Source organism: Puniceibacterium sediminis (genome assembly GCF_900188035.1).
In the GTDB taxonomy this organism is placed as follows: Bacteria; Pseudomonadota; Alphaproteobacteria; order Rhodobacterales; family Rhodobacteraceae; genus Puniceibacterium; species Puniceibacterium sediminis.
Window position 1 is genome coordinate 1 of the sequence record NZ_FZNN01000015.1, and the last position, 25898, is coordinate 25898.

Annotated in this window: 21 protein-coding genes and 1 pseudogene; 14 read left to right on the forward strand and 8 right to left on the reverse strand. The window is 58.6% G+C overall.

The window, feature by feature from the left end; translation table 11 throughout:
• Positions 1-97: 97 nt before the first annotated feature.
• Positions 98-1348 (reverse strand): annotated as a pseudogene (locus CHB75_RS15300) (IS5 family transposase).
• A gap of 262 nt (positions 1349-1610) precedes the next feature.
• Between CHB75_RS15300 and CHB75_RS21720 the strand changes: the two are divergent.
• Positions 1611-1781: a hypothetical protein gene (locus CHB75_RS21720; protein WP_176439158.1), complete on the forward strand. Its 171-nt coding sequence runs from the start codon at positions 1611-1613 to the stop codon at positions 1779-1781.
• Positions 1782-1937: 156 nt separating this feature from the next.
• Complete coding sequence (locus tag CHB75_RS21725) at positions 1938-2078, forward strand: hypothetical protein (RefSeq protein WP_176439159.1); 141 nt, start codon at positions 1938-1940, stop codon at positions 2076-2078.
• 295 nt (positions 2079-2373) lie between these two features.
• On the opposite strand, the gene CHB75_RS15310 is transcribed toward CHB75_RS21725, so the two are convergent.
• On the reverse strand, positions 2374-3249 hold the full coding sequence (locus CHB75_RS15310; RefSeq protein ID WP_176439160.1) for a helix-turn-helix domain-containing protein: 876 nt from the start codon (positions 3247-3249) through the stop codon (positions 2374-2376).
• Positions 3250-3435: 186 nt separating this feature from the next.
• Here CHB75_RS15310 and CHB75_RS15315 point away from each other — a divergent pair, with 186 nt between their 5' ends.
• Genes CHB75_RS15315 through CHB75_RS15335 form a run of 5 tightly spaced genes read left to right on the forward strand, consistent with a single transcriptional unit; the run spans position 3436 to position 8632 of the window.
• Positions 3436-4476, forward strand: coding sequence for a TRAP transporter substrate-binding protein (locus tag CHB75_RS15315; RefSeq protein ID WP_089272039.1), 1041 nt, complete (start codon positions 3436-3438; stop codon positions 4474-4476).
• Complete coding sequence (locus tag CHB75_RS15320) at positions 4473-5033, forward strand: TRAP transporter small permease (protein ID WP_217898799.1); 561 nt, start codon at positions 4473-4475, stop codon at positions 5031-5033. Before CHB75_RS15315 ends, CHB75_RS15320 begins: the two co-directional genes overlap by 4 nt.
• Positions 5030-6352, forward strand: a complete 1323-nt coding sequence (locus CHB75_RS15325; protein WP_089272041.1) for a TRAP transporter large permease — start codon at positions 5030-5032, stop codon at positions 6350-6352. Before CHB75_RS15320 ends, CHB75_RS15325 begins: the two co-directional genes overlap by 4 nt.
• Before the next feature lie 10 nt (positions 6353-6362).
• Complete coding sequence (locus CHB75_RS15330; RefSeq protein ID WP_089272043.1) at positions 6363-8084, forward strand: thiamine pyrophosphate-requiring protein; 1722 nt, start codon at positions 6363-6365, stop codon at positions 8082-8084.
• Positions 8085-8098: 14 nt separating this feature from the next.
• A complete protein-coding gene (locus tag CHB75_RS15335; protein WP_089272045.1) occupies positions 8099-8632 on the forward strand; it encodes a 2,4'-dihydroxyacetophenone dioxygenase family protein in 534 nt (177 codons plus the stop codon).
• Positions 8633-8713: 81 nt separating this feature from the next.
• Here the strand turns inward: CHB75_RS15335 and CHB75_RS15340 are convergent, their stop codons facing one another.
• From CHB75_RS15340 to CHB75_RS15365, 6 genes are read right to left on the reverse strand one after another with little or no spacing between them, the layout of a single operon-like run.
• A complete protein-coding gene (locus tag CHB75_RS15340; RefSeq protein WP_089272047.1) occupies positions 8714-10165 on the reverse strand; it encodes an aldehyde dehydrogenase in 1452 nt (483 codons plus the stop codon).
• A gap of 15 nt (positions 10166-10180) precedes the next feature.
• Entirely contained in the window at positions 10181-10900 is a 720-nt protein-coding gene (locus CHB75_RS15345; RefSeq protein WP_089272049.1) for an ABC transporter ATP-binding protein, read from the reverse strand.
• Positions 10893-11621 carry an ABC transporter ATP-binding protein gene (locus CHB75_RS15350; protein WP_089272051.1) on the reverse strand — a complete coding sequence of 243 codons (729 nt, stop codon included), beginning with the start codon at positions 11619-11621 and terminating at the stop codon, positions 10893-10895. Before CHB75_RS15350 ends, CHB75_RS15345 begins: the two co-directional genes overlap by 8 nt.
• Complete coding sequence (locus CHB75_RS15355) at positions 11618-12571, reverse strand: branched-chain amino acid ABC transporter permease (protein ID WP_089272053.1); 954 nt, start codon at positions 12569-12571, stop codon at positions 11618-11620. Before CHB75_RS15355 ends, CHB75_RS15350 begins: the two co-directional genes overlap by 4 nt.
• On the reverse strand, positions 12568-13440 hold the full coding sequence (locus CHB75_RS15360; protein WP_089272055.1) for a branched-chain amino acid ABC transporter permease: 873 nt from the start codon (positions 13438-13440) through the stop codon (positions 12568-12570). Before CHB75_RS15360 ends, CHB75_RS15355 begins: the two co-directional genes overlap by 4 nt.
• Before the next feature lie 30 nt (positions 13441-13470).
• Positions 13471-14700: an amino acid ABC transporter substrate-binding protein gene (locus CHB75_RS15365; protein ID WP_089272224.1), complete on the reverse strand. Its 1230-nt coding sequence runs from the start codon at positions 14698-14700 to the stop codon at positions 13471-13473.
• 1954 nt (positions 14701-16654) lie between these two features.
• Here CHB75_RS15365 and CHB75_RS15370 point away from each other — a divergent pair.
• The 7 genes from CHB75_RS15370 (at position 16655) to CHB75_RS15400 (ending at position 25761) form a co-directional block, all read left to right on the forward strand.
• Entirely contained in the window at positions 16655-18883 is a 2229-nt protein-coding gene (locus tag CHB75_RS15370) for a TonB-dependent hemoglobin/transferrin/lactoferrin family receptor (RefSeq protein WP_176439161.1), read from the forward strand.
• Complete coding sequence (locus CHB75_RS15375; protein WP_089272059.1) at positions 18883-20604, forward strand: ABC transporter ATP-binding protein/permease; 1722 nt, start codon at positions 18883-18885, stop codon at positions 20602-20604. Before CHB75_RS15370 ends, CHB75_RS15375 begins: the two co-directional genes overlap by 1 nt.
• Positions 20601-21311, forward strand: a complete 711-nt coding sequence (locus CHB75_RS15380; RefSeq protein WP_089272061.1) for a ChuX/HutX family heme-like substrate-binding protein — start codon at positions 20601-20603, stop codon at positions 21309-21311. Before CHB75_RS15375 ends, CHB75_RS15380 begins: the two co-directional genes overlap by 4 nt.
• Before the next feature lie 8 nt (positions 21312-21319).
• Positions 21320-22126 (forward strand): ChaN family lipoprotein, encoded by an 807-nt coding sequence (locus CHB75_RS15385; protein ID WP_089272226.1) that lies wholly within the window; start codon positions 21320-21322, stop codon positions 22124-22126.
• Positions 22127-22629: 503 nt separating this feature from the next.
• Positions 22630-24003: an ATP-binding protein gene (locus CHB75_RS15390; RefSeq protein ID WP_089272063.1), complete on the forward strand. Its 1374-nt coding sequence runs from the start codon at positions 22630-22632 to the stop codon at positions 24001-24003.
• Positions 24004-24033: 30 nt separating this feature from the next.
• The gene (locus tag CHB75_RS15395; RefSeq protein ID WP_245840999.1) at positions 24034-25104 is read left to right on the forward strand and encodes an isopenicillin N synthase family dioxygenase; all 1071 of its coding nucleotides are present in this window, start codon (positions 24034-24036) and stop codon (positions 25102-25104) included.
• 3 nt (positions 25105-25107) lie between these two features.
• On the forward strand, positions 25108-25761 hold the full coding sequence (locus tag CHB75_RS15400) for a LysE family translocator (RefSeq protein WP_089272065.1): 654 nt from the start codon (positions 25108-25110) through the stop codon (positions 25759-25761).
• Positions 25762-25898 lie beyond the last annotated feature (137 nt).

Sequence of the window (25898 nt, forward strand, 5' to 3'; positions counted from 1 at the left end):
CGCGCCGAAGCCGGTCATTCTCTTGGGCGAGGCGTAGATCCTCTTTCGACACCACATCCGTGTCTCGGTGTGCTGTGATCCACTTGTTCAGCGTCGACTAAATAACGGCGACGCGGAATGCGGCCAGGATGAGGGTCAACAAAGCCCTGAGGTGGGCGAGGATCTTGCGGATGTTGTGGCCGCAGCCGCAAAGCACGGCGAAGACCGCGTCGCCGAACGTGCCCTTCAGCGGGCAGTGCGAGAGGCGACCGTCGGTTTTCATGTGTCCGATCTCGGGCTCGATGGCGCTGCGTCGTCGCAGCAGCGTCTTCAGCTTTGGCGTCAGGCCCCGGCGCGTGCCGCTGATCAGCACTTTAGTTTTTGATACACCGTGGCCACGATAGCCACGGTCGACGACGACCAGTTCCGGGGTCTGACCGGTCAGGATTGCGACCTGTTCCAAAGCCTCTGACAAGCTTTGCCCATCGTAGGGATTGCCCGCGAGGGCGCGCATGCCGACGACAAAACCCTCGTCGATGGTCGTGGCGAGGCTGACCTTGGTGCCGAAATCGTAGCGTTTGCGGGCCCTGCCTTTCGAGATGCAGCCGACCTCGGGCTCATGCAAAGCGTAAATCTTGCCAGGGCTCTTGGGGCCTCGATGCAGCAGTCTGCCGACGAGCGCGAGGGTGTCCAGAACACGCTCGCGGAAGGGGCCACCCGGAATCTCCTCCAGCTCGCGGCGGATGTCGCGCAGGACGCGGCCGGTGTAGCCCTTCAGTTTTTTCAGAGCCTTGCACATGCGCTTGAACTGGCGGGCATGAGCATAGCGCCCGATCTGCATCGCGAGGCGCGGTGCCAGTCGATTGTAATACTAGCGCAGGCCGCCCCCGCCTTCATCTGCCAGGGCAACGAGCCGCCGACGCGCCTTTTCATACAGTCGTGCGTCGGTCGGGTGGGCGATATTCTTCTCCATCACCGTCGTATCCACGGCTATGCGTGACAGGCTGCGATCCTCCACCAAACCTGGTGCGCCCCCGACCTCGATCGCTTTGGTCAGCAGCCACTCGGCTCCTTCCTCGCCGATCCGTCTGCGCCACCGTGTCAGCGATGACGGATCGATCGGAGGGCGATGCTGGAAGAACACCTCGCCGGTGAAGTGCTGGTAGTAGGAGTTTTCGACCCAGCGGGCGACGACAGCTTCGTCGGACAGGCGGTAGGCGTGCTGGAGATAGAGCAGCCCCGCCACCAGGCGCGGCGATGTGGCTGGCCGCCCTGCCGTGGAGGGAAAGAAACTGGCCCATTCCGTCTCGAAGAACTCCCAGTCGATCAGCGCTGCCAGTTTCGCCAATGCGTGCCGAAGATCGATCATGTCGGTCAGACGGAGACGCAGGAGATCGTCCTGCTATTCAATGCGGGGATGAGGCTTCATCGCGGCTCCGGAATTTGCAAGATTTCCGCACCCATCATACGAAACCCTGCAATTTCCTGCTTCAGTTCTACCGGGATCACCGAACAAAGTCAGACGCTTGCGACTTGTTCAGGACGAACTATTTACGGCATCAGCCCGGAAAACTGATATCTCGTCGACGGATCAGGTTGTTCAGCACCCTGATATAAAAGTCGAATTCCGCTTGGCGTTTGAGGAACACGAGGACGGCACCAATGCCATCCTGCTCGACTCGGCGGCAGCTAACCTGCCCGCTCTGGATCACGCGCTTGGCCCGCACGCCGATGCTGAGGATATATTCATCACCGGCGATCTGTCGGATGGGGGGGAGACGGGGCCGCCTACATCCGTCTGAGTGACATCCTCGCCAGACTCTCTCTGCCCGTGCATCTGGGCACCCAATCATGATCGACAGCTGGGGACCCCAACCCAAGTCGGCCATTTCTGCGCACGACGTCCCGACTGGCTCTCTGCACAACTGGCGCAGCTTGAACGGCCTCTACAGATTTTCATGCACGACAACCCGGCACCGGTCGATATCGCGCCGGTGGACCAAATCATGCTCCTGGATTCAGAACGCCTGCGCGATACCCTGCGCCCCGACCTCGACATGATCACACATAGTTTCATGGGCACTGCCGCCTGCATCTGAACGGAACTTTCGAACCCATACCGTTTTCCGCACCACGCGGCACGACCCATGCCGCCAGGTCGGATTTTGGCGCAATAACAGCCTTGATCGCGTCAGATATGACGGGATCCTATGCGGTGATCCCATGCAACGGGCCGGATACAATGATTCACATTGTAGAACTTGGATATGATGGCCCGCTCCGTTCCGAAGGTTCGCCCGAATACGCCGACTGGTACCTGACGACTCCACGATAAAGAACCTACTGCGACGGATTGGCTGACAGTTAAACGGGCCCAGAAACTGCCTCTTTTTCTTATGGCCAAGCGGCGTAGGAGGGGCGGCTCTTTCGGGATTGGATATCGCGGCGCTGGTGGTTCGGGGATTGGCCCGTGAGTCTCTTGTAGAAACGGCTGAAATAGGCCGGATCAGAGAACCCAAGATCGTCGGCGATCTCGGCGATCTGCAAGCTGGAATCGTCCAGAAGGGCATCGGCCTCGTGAATGATGCGTGCGTGGATCAAAGCGAGAGGCGGTCGACCTGTTGAACGGCGCAGGGTTGCGTTCAGCCGGTCGGGTGTTACGCCAATTTCGGCCGCGTAGCGTGCGACGGTCCAGTGATCGCGCAGGTGCAGTTCAACCGCCTGCAGGAATTGCAGGGCAATCGTGCGCGGCAAGGGCTGCGACCCGCGCTTTACCGGGCCCGACATGCGCCAGATCGCGATAAAAAATAGCGCCAGGAGGTGCTGAACGGCCTCTTGCGCACCGCCTTCCTCGCTATCGATCTCCTCGGCGATCTTCTCCAAAGCCTCGGACAGCTGCTTGGCCTGCTTCAGATCAATCCGCGCCTTGATCATCGGTTCGAGCAGAACCGCCCGGATCTGCGAGGTGAGCGGACCGATGTTGATGGCCTGCGCGATCCCCACTTCAGTGACGCCGAGCGCGACGCCCCGGCTGCCGGCATCCAGCATGAAACGCTGCCCCGCACCCGCCGGCAGCCAAACCAGACAAGGCGCGACAAAAGACAGATCGCCGCCCGCCAGAGCAACCCGACCCTGCCCCGCCTGAAGAATAAAGCCTCGGTGGCGTTTGTCCCGGAACGACCATCCGCCGCTCGTCAGCTGGCTGCGAATCTGTGTCACCTCGGTGTCGGGTGGGCTTTTGAGATCATGCATTCTGGCTGAGATCGGCATGTCTTGCGCTCCGGGTCTTTGACCCTTGAATAGTACAATTATTGTCTGAATATGTCCATTCCTGCAGTGCCAGTTCCGCAATATCATTCCACCACGATTGTCCGCGCGGGAGGAGAGCTGTGCCGGGCCATTGCAACAGCGCAGGCTGTCACGACGTGTCGACGCCTGTCTCAGGGAGGGGAAATTATGATTAATCGACGGCAGATCCTTGTCGGCGGTGCGGCAATCGTCGCGACGCCCGCTTACTTGCGCAAAGCCTGGGCGCAGACTCCAGAAGTCGAACTGAAGCTGCACCACTTTTTGGGCCCAAAGGCCCCGGCGCATTCCAAGATGCTGGAGCCTTGGGCACAACGCATTCAGGACCAGTCCGAAGGACGGGTGAAGATCGAGCTTTATCCAGCGATGTCGCTGGGCGGATCCCCGCCGCAGCTGTTCCGCCAGGTCGCCGAGGGCGTGGTCGACATTGTCTGGACAGTAAACGGCTATACTCCGGGTCTTTTCCCGCGTTCCGAAGCCTTTGAATTGCCAACCGTCTTTACCAACGATCTTAGCGCCGCGAACCTTGCCATGCGCGATATGTTCGACGAATATCTTTCCCCCGATTTCGCGGATGTGAAAGTGCTGTTCATGCATGTCCATGCGGGACAGGCCCTGCAAATGGCTGAAAAGCTGGTCCGCTCTCCCGATGACACCAAGGGGTTGAAGCTGCGGGTGCCCGGCCCGACCGGCAACGCGGTGGTCGAGGCGATGGGGGCCACGCCGGTCACGATGCCCGTGCCTGATCTGCCCCAGGCACTAAGCACGAACGCCGTTGACGGAGCCTTGATCCCCTGGGAAATCATTCCGCCGTTGCAGTTGTTCGAATCCACCAAGTACCAGATTGAAGGCCCGGACAATAACCGCTTTGGCACAACCACGTTCCAGGTTTCGATGAACAAATCCCGCTGGGACGGGCTGCCCGACGATCTGCAGCAGATCTTTGCCGACAACAGTGGCGAAGACTGGCTGCGGGAAGTGGCGGACATCTGGCGCGGAGCCGATGACTTTGGCATCAAGATGGCCGTGGATAATGGCAACGAGCATATCGTTCTATCCGACGCGGAAATGGCTGCCTTCAACACGGTGCTGGCTCCGGTCGTCGACCAGTGGGTTGGTCAGCAGTCGGGCTTTGACGCCGCGGCGCTTGTTGCGGCGGCACGACAGACCATGGCGGCCCGGCAATCTTGAACGAAAAGATCGAACCAACGGCAAGCACCGAACCGCCTGCTGCCGAAACGCGGACGCCCATTGGCGCATGGATCGTAAGGTCCGTGCGCTGGTGGGCGCTTCTGGGCGGGGTACTGACGCTCGGGCTTGCTCTGATGACTGCAACAAGCGCCGTGTCGAACCTGCTGACCGGCAGACCCTTTCCCGCGGATTATGAACTCGTCAAGCATGTGATCGCCGTAGCGATCTTCATGTTCTTGCCTTACTGCCAGATAACCGGCTCCAACGTCTCGGTCGATATCTTCACCGAGCGGATGAAACCCCGCGCCAAGGCGGCCATGGCAGCGCTGTCTTCGATCCTGGCCATCGCCTTTTCGGTCATGATGCTAGTTCAGATGTATGGCGGGCTGCAAAGCTACATCAAATACCGCGAGGTAACCCCGGTGCTGAAGCTGCCACTGTGGACGGCCTTTCCGCCGATCCTTCTGTCACTTGTACTGCTGACGCTGGCATCCTTTGTCACGCTTGCGGCCCAGCTTCGCAGCTTGCGCGCGGCGCAGAACGGGGCGCATGCATGATCGACAATTTTCTGATCGGCATGGGCGGGCTTGTTGGCCTGCTGGCCCTGATCGCCATCCGCGTGCCCATCGCTTATACCATGATCCTGATCGGGTTCGTCGGCATTTGTTTGCAATCGGGACCCGGGATCATCCTGAGCCAGCTCAAGGATCTGGCATACGCACAATTTTCAAACTACGATTTGTCGGTCCTGCCGATGTTCATCCTGATGGGCGGGCTTGCAGCAAGATGCGGACTGTCGAGCGACATCTTCCGCGGTGCGAATGCCTGGCTTGGCCGCTTTCAGGGTGGTGTGGCCATGGCGGCAATCGCCGCCTGCGCGGGCTTTGGCGCGGTCTGTGGATCGTCCACCGCGACGGCGTCGACCATGGGACAGGTCGCGATCCCTGAACTGCGCAAGTACAAGTATTCCGGCGCTCTGGCCACGGGCTGTATCGCGGCGGGCGGCACGCTGGGTATTCTCATCCCGCCATCCATCGTGCTGATCGTCTATGCGATCATCGTCGAGGTGAATATCGTCAAGATGTTTGCCGCCGCGCTGATCCCCGGCCTTTTGGCGACGTTAATGTTCATCTTGACGATCTCGCTTTATGTGCGCTTTGTGCCCGGATCTGGCCCCAAGGCGCAGCCGGTTGGCCTGCGCGATCTCGGTTCAGCGACCCTCGCGATGCTGCCGGTTCTGGTGATTTTTGGCGTGGTCATCGGTGGCATCTATGCGGGTATCTACAGCCCCACCGCTGCTGCAGCCATCGGTGTGATCATGGTCATCGTCTATGGCATCGCGCGCAGACGGCTGACCCTGCCGGATATGGGTGATGCGCTGCTGGAAACGGCCCGCAGCAGCGGCATGATCTTTTTAATCGTATTCGGCGCGGAACTGCTAAAGATCTTCATGTCCCGTGCTGGTGTACCCCAAGCGGCCGCCGAACTGCTGCAGACCAGCGGCCTTGCGCCGATGACGATCATGGTCCTGATCATCGTCATATTTCTGGTCCTCGGATGCCTGATGGACAGCCTGTCGATGGTGATCCTTGCGATCCCCTTTTTCTGGCCGGTGGTGGCTGGTCTCGACTTCGGGCTGAGCCCGGACGAAACGAAACTATGGTTCGGCATCATAATCCTTGTGGTGGTCGAGCTAGGCCTGATCACCCCTCCCGTGGGCCTGAACGTATTTATCATCAGCGCGGTGGCCAAAGACGTGCCCATGCGTGATACCTTCCGGGGCGTCATGCCCTTCTTTGGTTCCGAGATCGTGCGCATCACGATCCTGGTGCTGTTTCCGGCTGTGTCGCTTTTCCTGCCGCGGCTGCTGCAATGAGGCTGATACCATGACCACTTCCCCCACCCCGACCGGTATGAGGATGACGGCCGGCGGCGCCCTGTTGGCGCGGCTGAAATCCATCGGCGTGGATTACATCTTTGCAAATTCCGGCACCGATTTCCCCCCGATCATCGAAGGCCTCGCCGAAGCCGCAGCCAAGAACATTGACCTGCCGCACGCGATCATCATCCCGCATGAATCCGCCGCCATGGGCATGGCGCACGGATACTATTTGGCGACGGGCCGGTCGCAGGCCGTGATGGCGCACACCAACGTGGGCCTCGCCAACTGCGCCATCGGGGCGATCAACGCAGCGGTCGAACATATCCCGGTGCTGCTGTTTTCGGGCCGCACGCCCACCACCGAAAAGGACAGGTTCGGCACCCGCACTGTGCCCATTGGCTGGGGTCAGGAAATGCGCGACCAGACCGCACTGGTGCGCGAAGCCAGCAAATGGGACTATGAGCTGCGCTTTCCCGAACAGGTCAGCGAAGTCGCCGACCGTGCCTGGGCCATTGCCAATTCCACCCCCAAGGGGCCCGTCTATATCAGCATGCCCCGCGAAGTACTGTGCATGGAAACTCCGACTGACGGTCTCGATCTGCCCCCCTCCATGCAGCCAACGACATCCCATGCAAGTGCAGCGCAGATCGCTCAGGCGGCCGAGATATTGGCGACAGCGCAAAACCCGGTGATCTTTGCTCAGCATGGCACGGGAAGCAGCGCTGCCTTTGCCGCCCTGTCGCAACTTGCCGACGGCTGGGGCATTCCGGTCTGCCAGTATTGGGCGCTGTCGCTGGCCATGCCCACCGATCACCCGATGGCCGCCGCCCCCGATCCCGCGCCATTGATCGCGCGCGCCGATGCGATCCTTGTGCTGGATGCGCTGGCCCCTTGGGCGCCGGAAATCCACAAACCCGCCGCCGGATGCAAGATCATCCAGATGGGGCAGGATCCGCTGTCCATACGTACCCCCATCCGTAACTTCCGCTCGGATCTGTCCATTGCCTGCGACACGGCAGATGGGATCCTGGCCCTGAAGCAGGCGATGGATGCGCTACACAAGGATCATGCGCCGCGCATCCCGCCACGCCGGACAGCCGTCGCCGCAGAAAACGCAGAGGCGCGCAAACAGGTTCTTGCCCGGTCAGAGGCGGGCCGTGACGGGCAGATGACCAAGGAGTGGGTAAGCCTGTGCCTGTCGCGGGCGATCAAAGGGCGCAGCGCCAGTGTTCTGTCGGAACTCGGCTGCCCGATGGCGCCAATGTCGCTGGACCATCATCAGGCCTGGTATCAGGAACCCCATGCCGGCGGGCTGGGCTGGTCCTTTCCGGCCGCGCTGGGGATGCAGCTGGCCGACCGTGACCGCCTGATCGTGGCCACCATGGGGGATGGCTCTTACATGTTCTCGAACCCCGTTGCCTGCCACCAAATTGCGGAAGCGCTGCAATTGCCGCTTCTGATAATCATCGTGAACAACGCCGAATGGGGCGCAGTGCGTCAGTCAGTTCTGGGCATCTACCCCGAAGGCTATGCCGCGCGCACCAACAAGATGCCGCTGACGCAGCTTTCACCCGTGCCCGATTTTACAAAAGTCGCCGAAGGTAGCCGCGCCTGGGCGCGCCGCGTTGAAACTGGCGCTGACCTTCCGGGCGCGCTTGCCGACGCCCTTGAACATATCGCTGAACATCGGGGCCTCGCACTGCTGGATGTGCGCGTGCGCCCCTGAGGAAAGAACTGTAAATGGCCGAAAAACCTACCCACGAATTCTGGCGCGACCTAAAGCCTCTCACCAACGTCTTTCGCCCCGACGCCAAGCCCGAAGTCTATCTTCCCGAGGCCGCCACCGACGACGAGCGCTACTACGTGCCCTTCACCGAAACAGTCTCCTCCCGCCCGCTTTGGATTTCGCCCGACCAGAACAAGTGGTGCGATATCCTGATGGCGAAAGAGGCCGGTGTCATAAACCGCCACTATCACCCGCACGAGGTTTTTGCCTACACGATCTCGGGCAAGTGGGGCTATCTGGAACATGACTGGACCGCGACCGCGGGCGATTTCATTTTTGAAAGCCCCGGCGAGGGCCACACGTTGGTCGCCTATGACCACAAGGACCCGATGAAGGTGTTCTTTCAGGTAACCGGCCCGCTGATCTGGCTCGACGCTAAGGGCGAGCCTGACGGCTATTTCGATGTGCACAACTACATCGAGATGTGCCGCGATCATTATGAAAAGGTGGGACTTGGTGCAGGGCTGATCGATACGCTGTTCAGGTAGGTTGCCCCGGGATGAGCGTTAAGCGCTCATCCCGTTCTCAGGCTCGGCAGGTCGATAAGTTCCCCGGCCCTTTTGACAATCTCAGATCGGATAGTGGATCGGGCCATCCTGCACGGTGATCCAGCGCAATTCAGTGAATTCCTGGACTGCCGCCTTGCCGCCGAACCGGCCATAGCCCGATGCCTTTGTCCCGCCAAAGGGCATCTGAGCTTCGTCATGGACCGTCGGGCCGTTGATATGGCAGATGCCGGATTCGATACGCCGTGCGACGGCCATGGCGCGCATCGTATCCTTGCCAAAGACCGCAGCGGACAACCCATATTCGGTGTCGTTGGCGACAGACACGGCCTCGTCTACGCCGCTAACCCGGGCAATGGTCACGACGGGCCCAAAGGATTCCTCGTAATAGATCTTCATCGAAGGCGTCACATTGTCCAGCACGATGGCAGAAATGATCGTGCCATCAATGCCGCCGCCCGCTGCCAGGGCCGCACCCTTGGATACCGCGTCCTTGACCAACTGGTCGATCCGATGCGCGGCTGTTGCGTCCACTACGCTGCCCAACGGCGTCTTGCCCTCGGACGGGTTGCCTGCCTTCAGACTCCGGGCCTTGGTGGCGAGAGCGGCGACAAAGGCGTCGGCAATGCTTTCGTCCACGACCAGACGTTCGGTCGCCATGCAGATCTGGCCTTGGTTCATGTAGGCGCCAAAGGCCGCAGCCGCGACTGCCGCATCAATGTCGGCATCGTCCAGCACCACCATCGGCGCTTTGCCACCCAGTTCCATCAGGGCGGGTTTCAGGTGACGACCACACAGCTCGGCAATGATCCTCCCGACCCGGGTCGATCCGGTAAAGTTGACCCGCCGCACCGCCGGTTGGGCGATCAGCGCCTCAACGATTTCGGGCGCATCATCGGGCGCGTTCGAGATGGAGTTCAGCACGCCTGCAGGCAGGCCTGCCTCGTTCAGCGCATCAATGATCAGCCGGTGGGTACGCGGGCAGATTTCCGACGTCTTCATAACCACCGTATTACCACAGGCGATCGGCATCGCGATCGAACGCACGCCAAGGATCACCGGAGCGTTCCACGGGGCCATGGAAAGCACCACGCCCGCCGCCTGTCGGATCGCCATTGCCATCGATCCGGGGCGGTTCGATGGGATGATTTCGCCGGTGATCTGTGTGGTCATCGCACCCGCTTCGCGCAACATGTCCGATGCAAGCGTTACGTTGAACCCGGCCCAGCCCGCCGTAGCACCGATTTCAGCCGCCATCGCCTCTTTGAACAGCGGCATCTTCTCGACCAGGATGTCCGCCGCCCTGTTCAGCACGGTGCGCCGCTCCTTGGGAGAGCTTTGTGACCACTTCGGAAAGGCGGCAGCGGCGGCATCGACAGCCGCAATGGCGTCGTCCTTCGTCGCCGCGGCTGCCTGGGTGGCCAGTTCGTTGGTGATTGGATTGCGCCGCTCAAAGGTGGCACCGTCGGTGGCGGTGACATCATTGCCGCCAATCATTAGTCCAAGCGTTTCCAAAATCGTCTCTCCTGCTCAGGTATGTGCCGCGACGCCCAGAAACGCGTTCTGAACCGCCGGATCATTTGCCAATGTTTCCGCTGTGCCCTGCCCCACGATGCGCCCTGCCTCAAGCAGGTAACCCCGATCCGCAATCGACAGGCTTATCTTCACGTTCTGCTCGACGATCAGCAAACCGACACCGCTTTGGCGGATGGCAGCCAGTGACTGGAACAATTCGCCCACCAGAACCGGAGCCAGTCCAAGGCTCGGTTCGTCGAGCATCAAAAGTCGGGGCGAGGACATCAGCGCCCGCCCGATGGCAACCATCTGCTGCTCTCCACCCGACATGGTCGACACCGTCTGCCGCCGCCGTTCAGCAAGGCGGGGAAACAGGGTCAGCACCTTGTCTAGGTTCGCCGCCTCCTGGGCGCGGGCGCGCCGCGGATAGGCACCCAGCAGCAGATTTTCGCGAACCGTGAGAGCGGCAAAAACGCCGCGCCCCTCGGGCACCACCGCGATGCCGGTTTCGACGACCTCGTGCTGTGGCATGCCGATCAGGCTCTGGCCCAACATCTCAATACTCGCGCCGGCGGCAGGGCGCACCATCCCCGCGACGGATTTCAGCAGCGTAGACTTGCCCGCACCATTGGCCCCCAGGATGACCAGCGCCTCACCCTCGGCCATGTCTATCGACACGTCCTGCAGCGCCATGTGCTTGCCATAGGCGACCGAAAGGTTCCTGACTTCAAGCATCTGCAGTCCCCAGATAGGCGCGCACCACGCCCGGATCGTTCAGCACAGCGTCGGTATCGCCATCGGCGATCTTGCTGCCGACATTCATCACCACACAGCGGTTGCACAGCGCGCGCACCGCCTCCATCACATGTTCGACCAGCAGGATCGTCATACCGGCGTCGCGCAGGCCCGCAATCAGGTCGATCCCGACCCGCAGTTCGGTGGGATTCAGCCCGGCCAGCCATTCGTCCAGCAACAGCAGACGCGGCTGTGACGCCAGAGCGCGGGCCAATTCCACGCGCTTCTGGTCGATGTAGGTCAGGTTTTCGACCATCTCACCGCCCCGCGCGCTCAGCCCCGCATTGACCAGCAGGCGGTCGGCCTCGTCCTGGGCCTCCTGCCCCCAAAGTGCGTCCCGCCGAAACGCCAAGGCAGCGATCACATTTTCACGGACATCAAGCGAAGGCAGGATCTTGACCAGCTGAAAGGTTCGCGCGACGCCTTTCGCCGCGACCCGGTGCGGCGGCAGGCCGGTGATCTGTTCCCCCGCCAGGGTTATCCGGCCCTCAGTAGGTTTCAGCGCGCCCGAGATGATGTTCATCATCGTCGTCTTACCCGACCCATTCGGCCCGAGTAGCGCCAGCACTTCGCCCTCGGCCACATCGAACGACAGATCATCCACCGCCGTCAGGCCGCCGAAACGCTTGGTGATGTTTTGGATTTCCAGCAGCGCGCTCATTTACCCGCTCCCTCACCACTTGCCGCAGGCTGTACCTCTGCACGCCGCGTGCCGAACCGGTCATCGAATAAACCGACGACTCCGCGTGGCAGCAGGAACACGATGATGATGAACAACAGACCCAGCAGGATGGAATAGTGATCGGGAAAGTTCGCTGACAGCCACTCAAACAGCAAGAACAGAGGAATCGCGCCCAGTGCTGGCCCCCAGAGCCGACCCGCACCGCCAAACAGCGCCATGATCAGTGTCATGAAGGACACGGTGGGATTGAACACGATGGCGGGTTCAACATAGGTCCAGCGCGGCGACTGAATTGCCCCGACCAGCGTCATGATGACGGCGCTGACGGCGAAAAGCGTGATCTTGGTCCAGGCGATGTTGATCCCGATGTGCGAGGCGACGGTTTCGTCGTCCGCGATCACCTTGAGAGCGAGGCCAAGGCGCGACCGCCCGATCCACCAAGTCAACAGCAGGGTGACCACGGCCAATGCCAAAAGCTGCCAATAGATATGCTCGGGTCCGAAATCCAGAAAAATGTAGCGCCCTAGCGTGCCGTTGATCGAGGTCTCATACCAGGTAACCAGCTGGCGCACCAATTCGGCAAGCCCGAACGAGAAGACCACGAAATAGACCCCCTCCAGCCGCAAGGTCGCAAGGCCCACCAGCAGCGCCACGCCCAGCCCGATGCCCGCCGCGACCAAAAGGACCACGGGATAGGGCATTGCTTCGCTCAGGACTGCGACAGTGTAGGCGCCGATACCAAAGAACGCGACCGTGGCCAGCGAGACATAGCCAGTCCGCCCCGAAAACAGCGCCCAGGCCGATGCCAGCGTGACATATCCCGCCAGACCGATCAGCAGGCCCAGCCAGTAGGGCCCGACAAACAGCGGCGCGCAGGCCAGCACAACAAGTGCAGCAAGCGCCGCAGGAATACCGTAGGTCAGCTTCATTTGCCGACCTTTCCGAACAGGCCCGATGGACGCCACAAAAGGATCCCAAGGAAGATGATGTAGACCGCGGCCATGGTCAGACCGGGGCTGATATATGTGGCCACCAGCGTTTCCGACAGGCCTAGGATCAGACCGGCACACAACGCCCCGGCCAGGTTCCCGACCCCGCCCATGATTACGACGATCAGCGCCTTCATGGTGAACACCACACCGGATGACGCGGTGAACGTTTGATACATCGACACGACAACCCCGCCGCTTGCCGCAAGTGCGCCACCAAGGGCAAAGGCGAACCGGGCCGCGCGGTTGGCGTCAATCCCGACCAGAGGCGCCGCCGCCGGATTTACTGCGACCGCACGCAGGGCTGTCCCCCAGCGCGTGCGCGTCAGCAAAAGGAACAATCCGCCACCAATCACGAAGGCAAGGAACAGCACCAGCAACCGGTTGGCCGCCACGCGTACGCCAAGGACTTCGATGCCGAAGTTCAGATAGTTGTAACTGATATAGTTGCCGCCAAAGACCACCAACATCACACCCTGGATCACGAACAGCAGGCCAAAGGTCGCGAGGATTGAGTTGATCTCAAGCGAGGCGATGTTCTTGGATCGCGCCACCAGCGGGCGCAGCAGAATGCCATAGACCAACCAGCCAAATACAAAGCCGGCGGGGGCGATGATCGCCAGCCCCAGAACGGGGCTGACGCCAAGTGTGTTGTGGATCAGATAGGCCGCAAAGGACGCAGCAATCATGGTTTCGCCATAGGCGAGGTTCATGGTCCGGGCGATCCCGTACTGGATCGTCAGCCCCATCGCGACAAGGGCATAAGTCCCCCCCAGCACGAGACCTCCGACGAGTGTCGCCATCAACATCCGCGTTCTCCGCCTTCCAATCCGACCGGATTACTGTCCCTGCCAAGCAGCCTTGGGCAGCTTGGGCGCCTTGGCACCCTCGCGGTCCGCGGGAGCCACAGCCACGTACTCGCCATCCTGCCACTGCCCGGTCAGCCAGAGCGTGCGAAGCTGGTTATCTTCCAGCTTGATTTCGCCCGAGGCCGTCTGGAAGGTGCCGTTCGACAGCTCGTCCGAGACCGCGTCACGATCCAACCCGCGACGCTTGATGGCTTCCTGCAACATCTGCAGGCTTGAGTAGGTAATGACCGATCCCCACAGATCGGGCGCCTGTCCGGTCAATTCTTCATGGCGCTTGCGATAGGCCATGTTTTCTTCGTTGCTGTAGTCGATGCCACCAAGGCTCATGATGCCTTCGGCATTGGCACCGTTGTTCGCCCCATACATCGGAAAGCCGGTGCCAACACCAAGATAAAGCACCTTGGGATTGAAGTTCGCGATCTGCGCCTGCTGGGTCAGCGCAAAGGTTTCCGGCGGATAAGAAAAGGCGACAAAACTGTCGGCCCCGCTGGCTGCAGCATCGTTGAGGATCGATGTGAAATCGGTAGTGCCCGCCGGATAGGTGACGTCGTAGACGACCTCGATCCCGGCGTCTTTCATCGCGGGCCGCGCGGCGGTGACCAGGTCGATCCCAAAGCCATCGGCGACCGAGATCATGGCGACTTTCGAGTTGATGGTCCCTTCGCTCGAAGCCGTGCTCAGCACCTTGGCCAGCGCGTCTGTGTAGTCATGCCCGCCGCCTAGCAGCCAGAAACTCTTGTCCCAGCGTTTGACAAATTCGGGCGCCTTGTCGGTCACTGCGGACACGGCAAGCTGCGGATAACCGAAGCGGTCGAACAGCGGCGCGACCGCAAGGTTGAACCCGGTGCCCCAGGGCGGCAGCATGAAGTCGACCTCATCCTGTGTTGCAAGGCGTTCGATCGAACGCACAACTTCCTCGGCCGAGGACCGATCATCGTATTCGATCACCTCGATCGGTAAACGCGTGCCGTCGGGCAATTCCAGTCCGCCAGCGTCGTTCACGTCCTTGATCCAGAGCTGGTAGTTCGGCAACGTCGTGATCCCGGCGCCTCCAGCATTACCGCCCGTCTTGGAGATCGCATAGCCGATCTTGACCGAGGTTCGATCCTGGGCTGTCGCCGCGAAGGGCGCGGCCGTGGCAAACACAATGGCACTGGCACCGAAATAGCGCAGGGCATGCCTGCGGGTTGCAGTCATCATCAGAAATCCTCCCATGAAAGGCGGGCACCTTACGGCCCGTCCTATTCGCAAGGCACAGTTCTCCTCCCGTACGCTTGCTTATCGAACGAGGCTAGGAGCTATTGCCGCCGAACGGAATAGACATTTTTGGGGATGAATGGTACTTTTCAAGGCTAAAATTAGAGGCAGCTCAATTCATGTCATTCTCGGCTCAGAACCGCGCGTGGCGTTATCGTGCAAACCAATCGGCTTCAGCTGTGACACGACGTCGGCTGCCGCTTTCCAGGCGGCAATTGCGTCGGGTCATCGCTCCCGCCGTGGGCGGTACGTCCGTTTCAATCTGAGTCGGCTTGAGGTTGAACGGGTCCCGTTCGATCAAGGCACCGACGTATCATGCGACGATGGGGTAGATGCAAAAACGAAGTTCAAGTTCTGTGTTTAAACAGAATGCTTCCTGAAGTTTATCAACGGGGAACGGCTAAACGCAGCTAAACCTAGTAGCCCATCACCTTTAGAGACGCCAAGATGATAGCTGCCCTGCTCATTCGGTTCAGGAACCACTGCAAGCCCGTCGAAAATCGCAACGAATTCTGGCCATTCCAGAAGCGTGTTTCACGCTGCACGACCCGAGTCGATGCCGGTGCCGCAACCTGATGCGTGGTGCCGTGGTAAACTCGGATTATCGCGCACCATAATCGTCAGAACCGCACGCCGACAGGGGGCAATATTCGGCTCTGACCCAAGGTTGACGCTCCCACATTGTCATGAAGGCGTCAGCAGGCGCGACCTGAGGAGATTACTGCTTGCACCCCGATACATCTTACATTTCAGAGTTTTCAAGCAATTGATCTGACCTTTATTTTTCCCGTCCCAGCGTGGTTCCCTAGGGGCGCAGAAATGCGCAGCGTCGTCGCACCGATGGATGCAATCGGGCTGTCGACTTGTGGCCACCCCATGTTGATGCGCCTTTCAAGATAGGAATAGCCCCGAGACACACAAACGATCATGCAATATCCAACCCGCGCATCCGAGCTTGTTCACCGACCTCTTCAGACCTCGGCCCACCCTTGGGCGTCCAGATCAAGGTAAACGCTTTGCCGTCCCAGATCGCATAACAGATCCTTGAAAAAAGACATCAGAGCGGTGCGCTGATGACACGTTGGCGGCGTGGCTGCACGGCAGAAGATCGTCGATCCAGATGGATGATGGCGTTGGGCGCGGTGCGCCTGACAGGCCGAATGTCGGCGTCCCGGAGCTGCGCGGATACCAGTCGCAGCGCTCGTGCAATAGGACGTGCATGCAGTCGGCCACCGCAGATGGAAGTGTTTGTGCAAAAACCCGGTCGGGCAGCTTGGGACACGGCAGCGGGACCTGCTCAATCAATTCCACCAGCAGATAGCGGGCTGGCAAATCGGCTGGCCGATACCGACTGTGGACGTGGCGAGAAGCCATGCCACAGTACAGGTGGACATCATGACAGTCGAAGAGCAAGCGTAAAACCGCATAATTTGACCATCGAATACCGCTTGATTGGCCCTGATGCCTGCAGGCACTAAATCCTGCCGTGGAATCAATGCAGCCATCGGCAACCGTCAGGAAAGGACCTCACGGCTTGGCCCGCCCAAGCTTCTAAAGCTCTGATACATCGGCACATCCAAGCACGCGGTTGCCACCGCATTTGATTTTTTGCCGAAGCGCTGCGCTGACGATCTGCCAACATACAAAAGAAGCATCTTACGGAGGGATCACCGCAACGAATTATGCGTGGGCCAGCCAGCGGAGTGAATTCCCTGCCCTATTTTCGGGGCAACCCAGTAAAAATAGTGAGCCACTTCATAGTTGACTAAATTACTTAGGTACAATAGCAGGCCCGGGTAGTCTGCCGAAAACAAGAAAAACAAAGGTCAGACAACGGAATTTGCGCCAGCTCTCCTCGCTAGCTTCTCTCAGATGCAACCCGAACGAGGACATGACTTTGGCTCGATATTCCAACGATTGGGCGCTTTTCGCGGCCACGCTTTCTGCTGTGCAATTTGCCGCCACTGCGGCCTCTGCCCAGGACGAACCCTTTATTTTGGACCCGATCACGGTGAACGCTGACCGGGCCGGAGACGAGGCTCTGGACGTCCCCGCGAACATCACGGTCATCGACGGGGAAACCATCGAAGACCACCAGATTTCCGACATTGAGGAACTTGTGCGCCAGGTCCCCGGTGTCACGGTAAGCCGTCAGACAACCGGCACCGACCCGTTCAATACCTTTGGAGGCTTCACCATCCGCGGCGTCGGTGGAAACCGGGTGGCGATCCAAATGGATGGGTCACGGATACCCGAGCGGATCATGGACGGCACACGCGATTACATCGACCTGAACTTTACCAAGCAGGTGGATATCGTACGTGGACCGGCTTCGGTGCTTTGGGGCGCGGACGCACTTGGCGGGCTTGTGTCATTCGAAACAGTGGACCCTGAAGATATCCTTGATGGTCAGGATCGCGCCGTAAGGGCCAAGGCTGGCTATGACAGCTTTAACGAGGGTGCCAGTACATCGCTGACGGTCGCCCAGAAATTTTCCCCCACACTTTCCCTGCTTGCAGGCGTCGCCCGCGAAAATGCCCACGAGGCCGAGCTTTCGAATGCGCGCGACGATGGTGGCATCTATGGCTGCCCGCGTAACATCGACGACGGGGCGACCCCCTGCGGTGAACTGGACCCGACCGACACACAATCCACGCGGGCACTGGTGAAACTGGTCTGGACGCCGACCGATCAGCACCGGCTGGAATTCAGTACCGACCTTCTGCAGCGCGACACCAGCGTCGAGCAGGACTATGTCCTGGGTCCCAACTCGTCAGGTGAGGTCATTACGGACAAGGACCGCGAGCTTGATCTTCATCGTCAACGTTACGCAATTGAACATACCTTCACCCCAACCGGTGGGCTCCTAAGTGAGCTGCGCACTACCTTGGCCTATACCTCCAACGGTTATACCCGAAGCGGCACCGAAGAATCGATTTCTACCGGAGGAGACGAGATCAAATCCTGGGATGAACTGGAATATTCCGAGAATTTTCTGGAACTGGATGTGCAGGCCACGGTCAATTTCATGACAGGTGCTGCAGATCACCGGATGATCATGGGCTTTGACGGCGACATCACCAAAACTGACTATTCCCGCCGCGATACCGAATACAATATCACGACAGACACCAAAACCGTGACATCCGCTGGTGGTTTCAATTTTGCCAATGCCACCACGCGCCGCGCCGACATCTATCTTGAGGACCGCATCACCTTTGGCGGCGGTCAGTTCGAACTGACGCCGGGTTTGCGCTTTGCAACCTACAAGATCGACCCCCGGACTGATTCCGACTACCAGGCTGTGACCGGGCAGGAGCCCGCTGTACGCGACGATCAGAGGCTTTTGAAAAGCCTCGGCGCGACCTACCACTTTAATGACAACTGGTCTGTCTGGGCGAAATACGGCGAAGGGTTCAAGATGCCCATTGCGCAGCAACTCTATACCTCGCTGCCCGGCACCTTTTTCAACCTGACCCCGGCCCCGGGTCTCCTCCCCGAAGAAGTGAAAAGTTACGAACTTGGCCTGCGGTTCGAAGAAGAGCGCGGCTTCTTTGCGATCAATGCCTTCAAGGCGGATTACACCGACTTCATCCAGAGTTTCTACAACCCTCCCGGCACCTCTGATTATACCTACCGCAATCTCTCGACAGTGAATGTCTGGGGTCTTGAGGCATCGGGGGCGTTGGCCCTAAGTGACCGAACCACGGCCAAATTTTCCGCATCCTGGCAAAAGGGCGAACAACAGGTCAATTCAGATTCGGACACCACGGCGCATACTTTGCCGCCGTTGATGGCAACCCTGTCCCTGGCGCATTATTTCCCGAACCAGCGTCTAAGCCTTGAAGGTGTCGGAACCTTTGCCAGCGCGGTCAAGGATACCGCCAGTGATACCGATTTCAAACCGGACGCCTATGCAATCTTTGATGCCCACGCAAAGTGGGAACTTGTGGAAAATGGTTTCCTGAACATCAGCATCAATAACATGTTCGACAAACGCTACTTCACGGCCAATGCTGCCACCTACGGCACGACTGCTTCCAGTTCGGTCGCGTCCAGCAACCCTATTGAACTTCAGACCGGGCCGGGTCGCACTTTTGCAGTCAGTTATGAAATGAGGTTCTGATGCGCCGCACCCTCGGACGCATAGGACGCCTGACCCTGCTTGCGGCCTCCGGGCCGCAAGCGTGGGTCGGGTTGTTTATGTTCGGGACCGTTCTGACGCTGCAATTTGTCGATCTTTGGGTGGATATCCAGATGATCGCCTGGACCAAACGGTTCTACGACGCGCTGGAACAGGTCGATGCGACCACCGCCATTCGCGAACTCGGTGTCTTCTTTTGCATCGTTGCCGCTTCTGTCGGACTCTATCTGATCAGTGACTACCTTCGCAAACGGCTCTGGCTGCGCTGGCGGACGGAACTGACCCAGAAGGCGCTCAATGCATGGTTGGGCGGGCAGGCCTATTGGCATCTGCGCCCGGGTCTGTCGCCCGAAGCCATTGATAACCCTGATCAAAGAATCGCCGAAGACTGCAAGATCTATGTCGAATTACTGTTGCAAGAGACTTTGGATCTGATTGGCCGCGCAGTCGGGCTTGTCACCTATGTGGTGATCCTTTGGAATATCTCGGATTTCCTGCTGGAATTCACGGTTCTAGGGATCGGTTTTTCCATCCCGCATTACATGGTTTGGCTGGCGTTCCTGTATGTTCTGCTGTCCAGCATCATCACCCACCTGATGGGTCGTCCGCTGAAATCGCTATTCTTCCGCCAGGAACGACACGAGGCTGACTTTCGCCACGCTCTTGTTCAGATCCGGGACAACGCCACCGAAATCGCGCAGGCCGGTGGCGAAACCGCCGAACGCCGCCGTCTGACCACCCGGTACGAAGGCATCCGCCAGAACTGGTTCCGCCTGATCGGACAAGAGTTCTTTCTGGGCCTCTTCACCCGCCCTTATTATCAGACGATCCTGCGTATCCCGCTGTTCTTTGCGCTTCCCGCATTTTTCGCGGGGGCGGTTACATTTGGCGGTTTGATGCAGCTTTCCAGCGCCTTTGGCCGCGTTACACAAACCCTGAGCTGGTTCATCTTTTCCTACAAGGATCTCGCCAATTTTGCCGCTGTGGCGCACAGGTTGGACGATCTGTTCGCCCAGACCCGCAACCCCGAACCAATGGCAGGTGCCCCGTGCGCCATTAACCACGGGCCAAGCGACGACGGCGCGCTGCACATTCAGGGGCTTCGGCTTGCCACTCCGTACGGCCGCTGGTTGTCTGCCGTGCCTGACCGCGTTGTCACCCCGGGCGAACGTATCTGGATTTCGGGTGACTCCGGACAGGGCAAGACCACGCTGCTCTCGGCTATCACCGGCCTTTGGCAGTATGGCGAGGGCCGGATTGGCCGACCCGATGTGAAAATGGTCGCACTCCCCCAACGGCCCCACCTATTCCCCGAAGGGTTGGCCGCCACAGCCTCTTACCCGCGCGACCCAGCTGACATTCCCACGGACAGGTTGCGTAGTATTCTGGAACGCCTTGGCCTTGACCATCGCCTGCCGATGCTGGACGCAGCCGGCGAAGCCTCCCTCGAAGGGCTGTCTTTGGGCGAACGACAGCGACTCGCCTTTGCCCGCATCCTTCTGCATCAACCCGATCTGGTTCTTCTTGATGAGGCAACCAGCTCTCTTGATGCGACAAGCGAAGCGCACCTTCTCTCGCTCCTGCGCAAGGAGCTGCCAAACGCGACCATCCTGTGTGTTGCGCACCGGATGCCAACGGCGCTTGAGCCGACCGATACATGGTACATCGGCCAAGCCACTCAGACTGAAAGGAAATCCGCATGAATGACGACATCCTCAAAGGCCACTGGACGCTGGTCGATGTCTCAGCCGCAGACATTCTTGCCCGACTGCCCGAAATGGACCGGGTCATGGTCATTCATCTTGGTGACGGCGCCACACATGAACGCATCGGCACAGTCGAAACAGTCACCAATGACGACGGCCATGTCACGCTGAACGGTGCCACACACGAAAGCCAGGTTGACGCCCAGACCATCACATCAATCAGGCTCGAGACGACGTCGATCATGCGTGAAAAGGTCTATCCGAGCCTCGGCTTTTTCACTGAAAAGCAAGAACTCCTGTTCCGCGTTGTCGGGATGGAGGGTGCCGCGCCATTTCTGGAGCCGCTCAAAGACATCGAACGCACCGCCCTGCCGACTGAGGATAGAACAGTTGGTGTTGTGAAAGAGACACCGCCAGAGGATTTATCCGACGACCCAGGCTTCCGTCTGCTCGACAGCCTTCGTGAGGCTGCCAAACCGGTGGCCATCCGTCTGACCCGACCGGGGCGCGAACAGGTCTGGCGTGGCACGATCGACGCCGTCAAACCCGTAATGGGTTATTCCAATGTGATGACAAAGGATTTCCATCTGCATCTTAAGGCCGGAAGTGTCGGCAGTTGGAAATCACTGGCCAATCAGCATATTGCGCTGGATGAAGAGGGCCAGGAAATTGGTCTTGAGATTGTGGAGAGCCCGACAGCATGAGCCTTGGCATGAAATGGTACGCCCCGTCAGGTGGAGAGAGCCTGCCCCACAATGACGCCATCGCCCGGCTTGCCGCTGCGGACATCGTGCTGCTGGGCGAGCAACATGACCGTGCCGATATTCACCGTTGGCAATTACATGTCGCCGCCGGGCTTCTGGCGCATCGCCCGCTTGTCATGGGCTTTGAGATGTTCCCTGCCCGGCTTGACCCTGTTCTAGCAGAATGGATCGCTGGTGACATGGACGAGGCCACTTTTCTTGAGCGTACCGATTGGGCCAAGGTTTGGGGGTTTCCGCCAGAACTCTACCTGCCGCTCTTTCGATTTTGTCGGGAAACTGGGACGCCGATGGTTGGCCTGAACGTCCGGCGTGACCTTGTCCGCCAAGTTGGAAAAGGCGGCTGGGACAGCGTTCCCGAAGCAGACCGAGAAGGGCTGTCACCGCCCGCGCCTTCGCCGTTGCCCTACCGTCAGTTCATCTTTGATCTGGTTGGGGCCGGTCCGGCAGGTCGCGGCGCAAAGGGTCCTGCAGATCCCGCCTTTGATCGCTTTGTCCGCGCGCAAGAGGTCTGGGATTGTGCTTTTGCGACCCGGCTCTTTGGTGCGACGGAAACCGCCACCGATACCGCTGTTCGCCCCATTGTTGTCGGCATTATCGGTCAGGGTCACCTGCAATGGGGCGGCGGAGTATCTTGGCAGTTGGCCCACTTGGGCATCGACAATGTCCACACCGCCATCCCACAACAGACCGGCGCCCAAAGACTGCAGCCGGGCGTCGCTGAACTGGCATGTGTCCTGCCAAAAGCCTTTTCCTGACCCTCGCATCTCAATCGACATTGAGGACAGCCTCCTCCGGGCATTCAGGTTTCCACCAGTTTGCCGAAGTCACTGAATGATTTAGCTGAATAGTTGCCTATCGATTGTGAAGCCCTTGGCAAAGGCTGGGTCATGCCGCCATTTAGCAGGCTACCGAAATATTACACGCGCGAGAATATCATTCTTCCTATTGGTCGTTCAGCCACGCATTTGTCATGCTACGGGTCGCCGTCTTTCGCCTCATACAGTCAGCAGTCTGGGCAGTCGCGCAAGATTGCCGACTACCATCGTCAGCATGAGGCGTGATCGGACGCGCTTGACGCCGCGAGACATGGTTTGCGCCCTGCATCGGTCAGTTCGCCCTCTCCCTCAAGCATTGAAAAATCCAAGAATCTCGTCATAAAACAAGTTTATCGTTCGGCTGCGTCCGAAATCTAGACTACCGGCTAGGAAAAATTCCGGTTAGCTTGACACTAAGTATGCGGTTCCAAGGGAAAATATGAGTGCCAAAGTTGCTACCACCACATTTTTTTGAACAAAAACAGTTTGATGAGGCGCTAACGCTTCGCACGCTCAACGTTTTTGCGGTCGATCTGATTGCGATTCCAAACGTAGAAGATTTGTTCTGGTATGTCGCGCAGAATGTGGTCGGAAAGCTGAATTTTAGTGACTGCGTGATATATCAGGCCGATGATGAGCAGAGGGTACTAACTCAGGTTGCCGCACTTGGTGAAAAAAACCCCTTTGGGCGTAGTATCGTTAATCCACTCCGCATTCCTTTCGGAGAAGGGATTACCGGACGGGTGGCCCAGAACAGAGAAGCCATCATCGTTGATGATCTTCTCCGAGATCAAAGTTACATTCCGGATACACAGCCGGCACGCTCGGAGATCTGTGTCCCCCTTGTCATGCACAACCGCCTGGTGGGAGTCATTGACAGTGAACATCCTGAACCGGGGGCTTTTGGTAAGGCAGAGTTAGAAATCCTGACGACGGTTGCAGCAATGACAAGTGCAAAGCTGGAACTTCTTGAAGAGGCGGAACGCTCTAGGCAAAGATATCGGGATTTGGTCCAGTCTCATGCTCAGTTGAACCTGGAAACAACTAATCGAAAAGCCCTGGAGACCGATTTATTCAACGCACGCAAGCTAGAAGCCGTAGGGCGTCTGACCGGGAGATTTGCACATGATTTCAATAACCTGCTTACGGGTATTTCAGGGAATCTTGAACTGCTGGAAGGCGATTGTGTCAGCCCGGAATCCAAAGAAAGCCTGGACTATGCCAAAGCAGCTGCGGCGCGTGGGGCCCAGCTGATCCGTGATATGCTCGCATTTTCTCAGCGGACACGCCTATCTCCCACGCAAATTGACCTGAACACGCTCGTATCGACGGCATGTGCGCTAGACAGCGGAATAGTAACCTCGAAGGTCGAGATGAATCTCGATGAAAAACTTTGGTTGGTGAATGCTGATGCGACCATGGCAAGGAACGCCTTGGTCAACCTCATAACAAATGCCCAGGACGCCATGCCACATGGTGGCAGTCTTAAGATCAGCACTGAAAATATCCGGCAGACTTGGTCTGATGATGCCGCGCTCGCATCTAAAATTGCGCCAGGACGATATGTTCGACTAAGTGTCGAAGATGATGGTGTTGGCATTTCGGAAGAGTCCCATCAGCAGATTTTTGACCCGTTTTACACGACGAAGCCCGTCGGCGCGGGCACCGGATTAGGTTTGTCGATGATTTTGGGGTTCATGCAGCAATCCGGTGGAACAGTCTCTGTCGAAACAAAAATCAACAGTGGTTCCACATTCCGGCTGTATTTTCCGGCCGCCACCGACGACGCAAACGATTTGTTAACCATGGAACGTTAACAAGTGATTACGCCAACCGGGAGGGTGCAGGTGTCAGCTCTATCGGCAAGTAAAGATGAGGACACCGTGTCTATTCCACTGATCAGCATTCAGAACCTGAGGACAGGCAACCGTGCCTCCTTCAAGCAGGTCGCTGACGAAATTGGACGCGCGGCCCGCGAAATCGGATTTTTTCGGATATGTGACCACGGGATTGATTCCGAACATTTTGAGGCAACTTACGCTGCTGCAGAACGTTTCTTTTTGCTGCCTGCGCATGAGAAGCATCAGTATTATATCGGTCATAGCTCAAATCATCGGGGCTATGTTCCCTTTACGGAAAAGGGCGATTACCCAGATGAGGTTAACCGGAGCTATGAGGCATTTGATCTGGGGCTAGATCTGCCAAGTGACGATCCAGACTTTGTCGCAGGCAACAGAGTTTTGGGGCCAAATGTTTGGCCTAAGGTGCCAGGATTCAAGGAAGTAGTTGCGCGCTACTATGCCAGTGTTTCAGCGCTTGGCCGCTTGATCTGCTCGGGTCTCGAGGTTCACTTGGGCCTGCCGCAAGGTGCCATGACAGACCACATGACCAAGCCGATTTCGCAACTCCGGCTGCTGCACTATGTCCGCCAAAAGGAAACGGCAGATCATCAGTCTGTAAACATGGGCGCACATACCGACTATGAGTGCCTCACCCTTCTGCATACGCGGAACAAGGGTTTGCAGGTCATGACCCGAGATGATCGCTGGATCGACGTTCCCGTCGATCCAGACGTTCTGGTGGTCAATATCGGCGACATGCTCGAGGCTTGGAGCAACGGCTTGTTACGATCAACGCCGCACAGGGTGCTGAATCTGAGCCCCGAGAGGTTTTCTCTGCCGTATTTTGTAGCGACAAACTACGACACGGTCATACGACCCCTACCCGAATTGGTGAGTTCGGAGCAGGAAGCAAAATATGAGCCGTTTCTGGCGGGTGCTCACTTGGAACGCATGCTTGCCCGCGATTTTCCCTACCTGCGAAACAGTGGTTCTGCTTCCAAAGACAGCTACTCGGCGGGATCGCCTTCTTCGTCCTACAACCCATTTGAGCAACGCCTCAACCGGAGCATTGGTTAAATCATGCCACAATTTGATACGATCTTAGCAGTGATCCTAGCTGGCCTCGCGCTCAGTGCGACGCCGGGGCCATCAATGCTTTATGTTTTGTCGCGCAGTGTTGGTCAGAGCCGCGCGGCCGGGCTGGCGTCGGCACTCGGTTTGGGGCTGGGCGGCATCCTGCTTGCAGTGGCCACTGCGATGGGACTGGCGGCCACATTTACAGAATTTAGCGAACTTGTCGTAGCCTTGCGTTACATCGGCTCTGCTTATCTGGTGTGGCTAGGCGTCGGGATGATACGCGATTCCCGAACCAGTGTTCCGGTTGCAATCAAGGCTCAGAAAGTCGTCCCCAGTTCATTTCGCACAATTATATATCAGGGCGTCCTGATAGAATTGCTGAACCCAAAGACTGTCCTTTTCTTTGCGCTATTCCTGCCCCCGTTTATCGATACGACAAGCGGGCAGGCCACGGAAACCAGTGTTCAAATCCAGCTACTTACACTCGGCGTCCTTGTGCCACTCACAGCGATTCCATCAGATATCTTCGTCGCCTACATGGGCGGCACCATGACCCAGGTGCTCAAACGCCAAGAGATTTTCGGCAAGTTTCTGGCATGGATTGGTGGACTGACGCTGATCGCCATTGCGATAAATCTGCATCTTGAGTTTATTTGATCTCGCCTGAACTGGGCACCATGGATCGTCCCTGGCCAACTGCAGATTGCGTAACGAACCCTGTTCTTTGGCGATGATGCAATCGTTAGTCCCGCGGACCGTGCAACACAGCTCAAATAGCCCGCGCCGAGTACCCT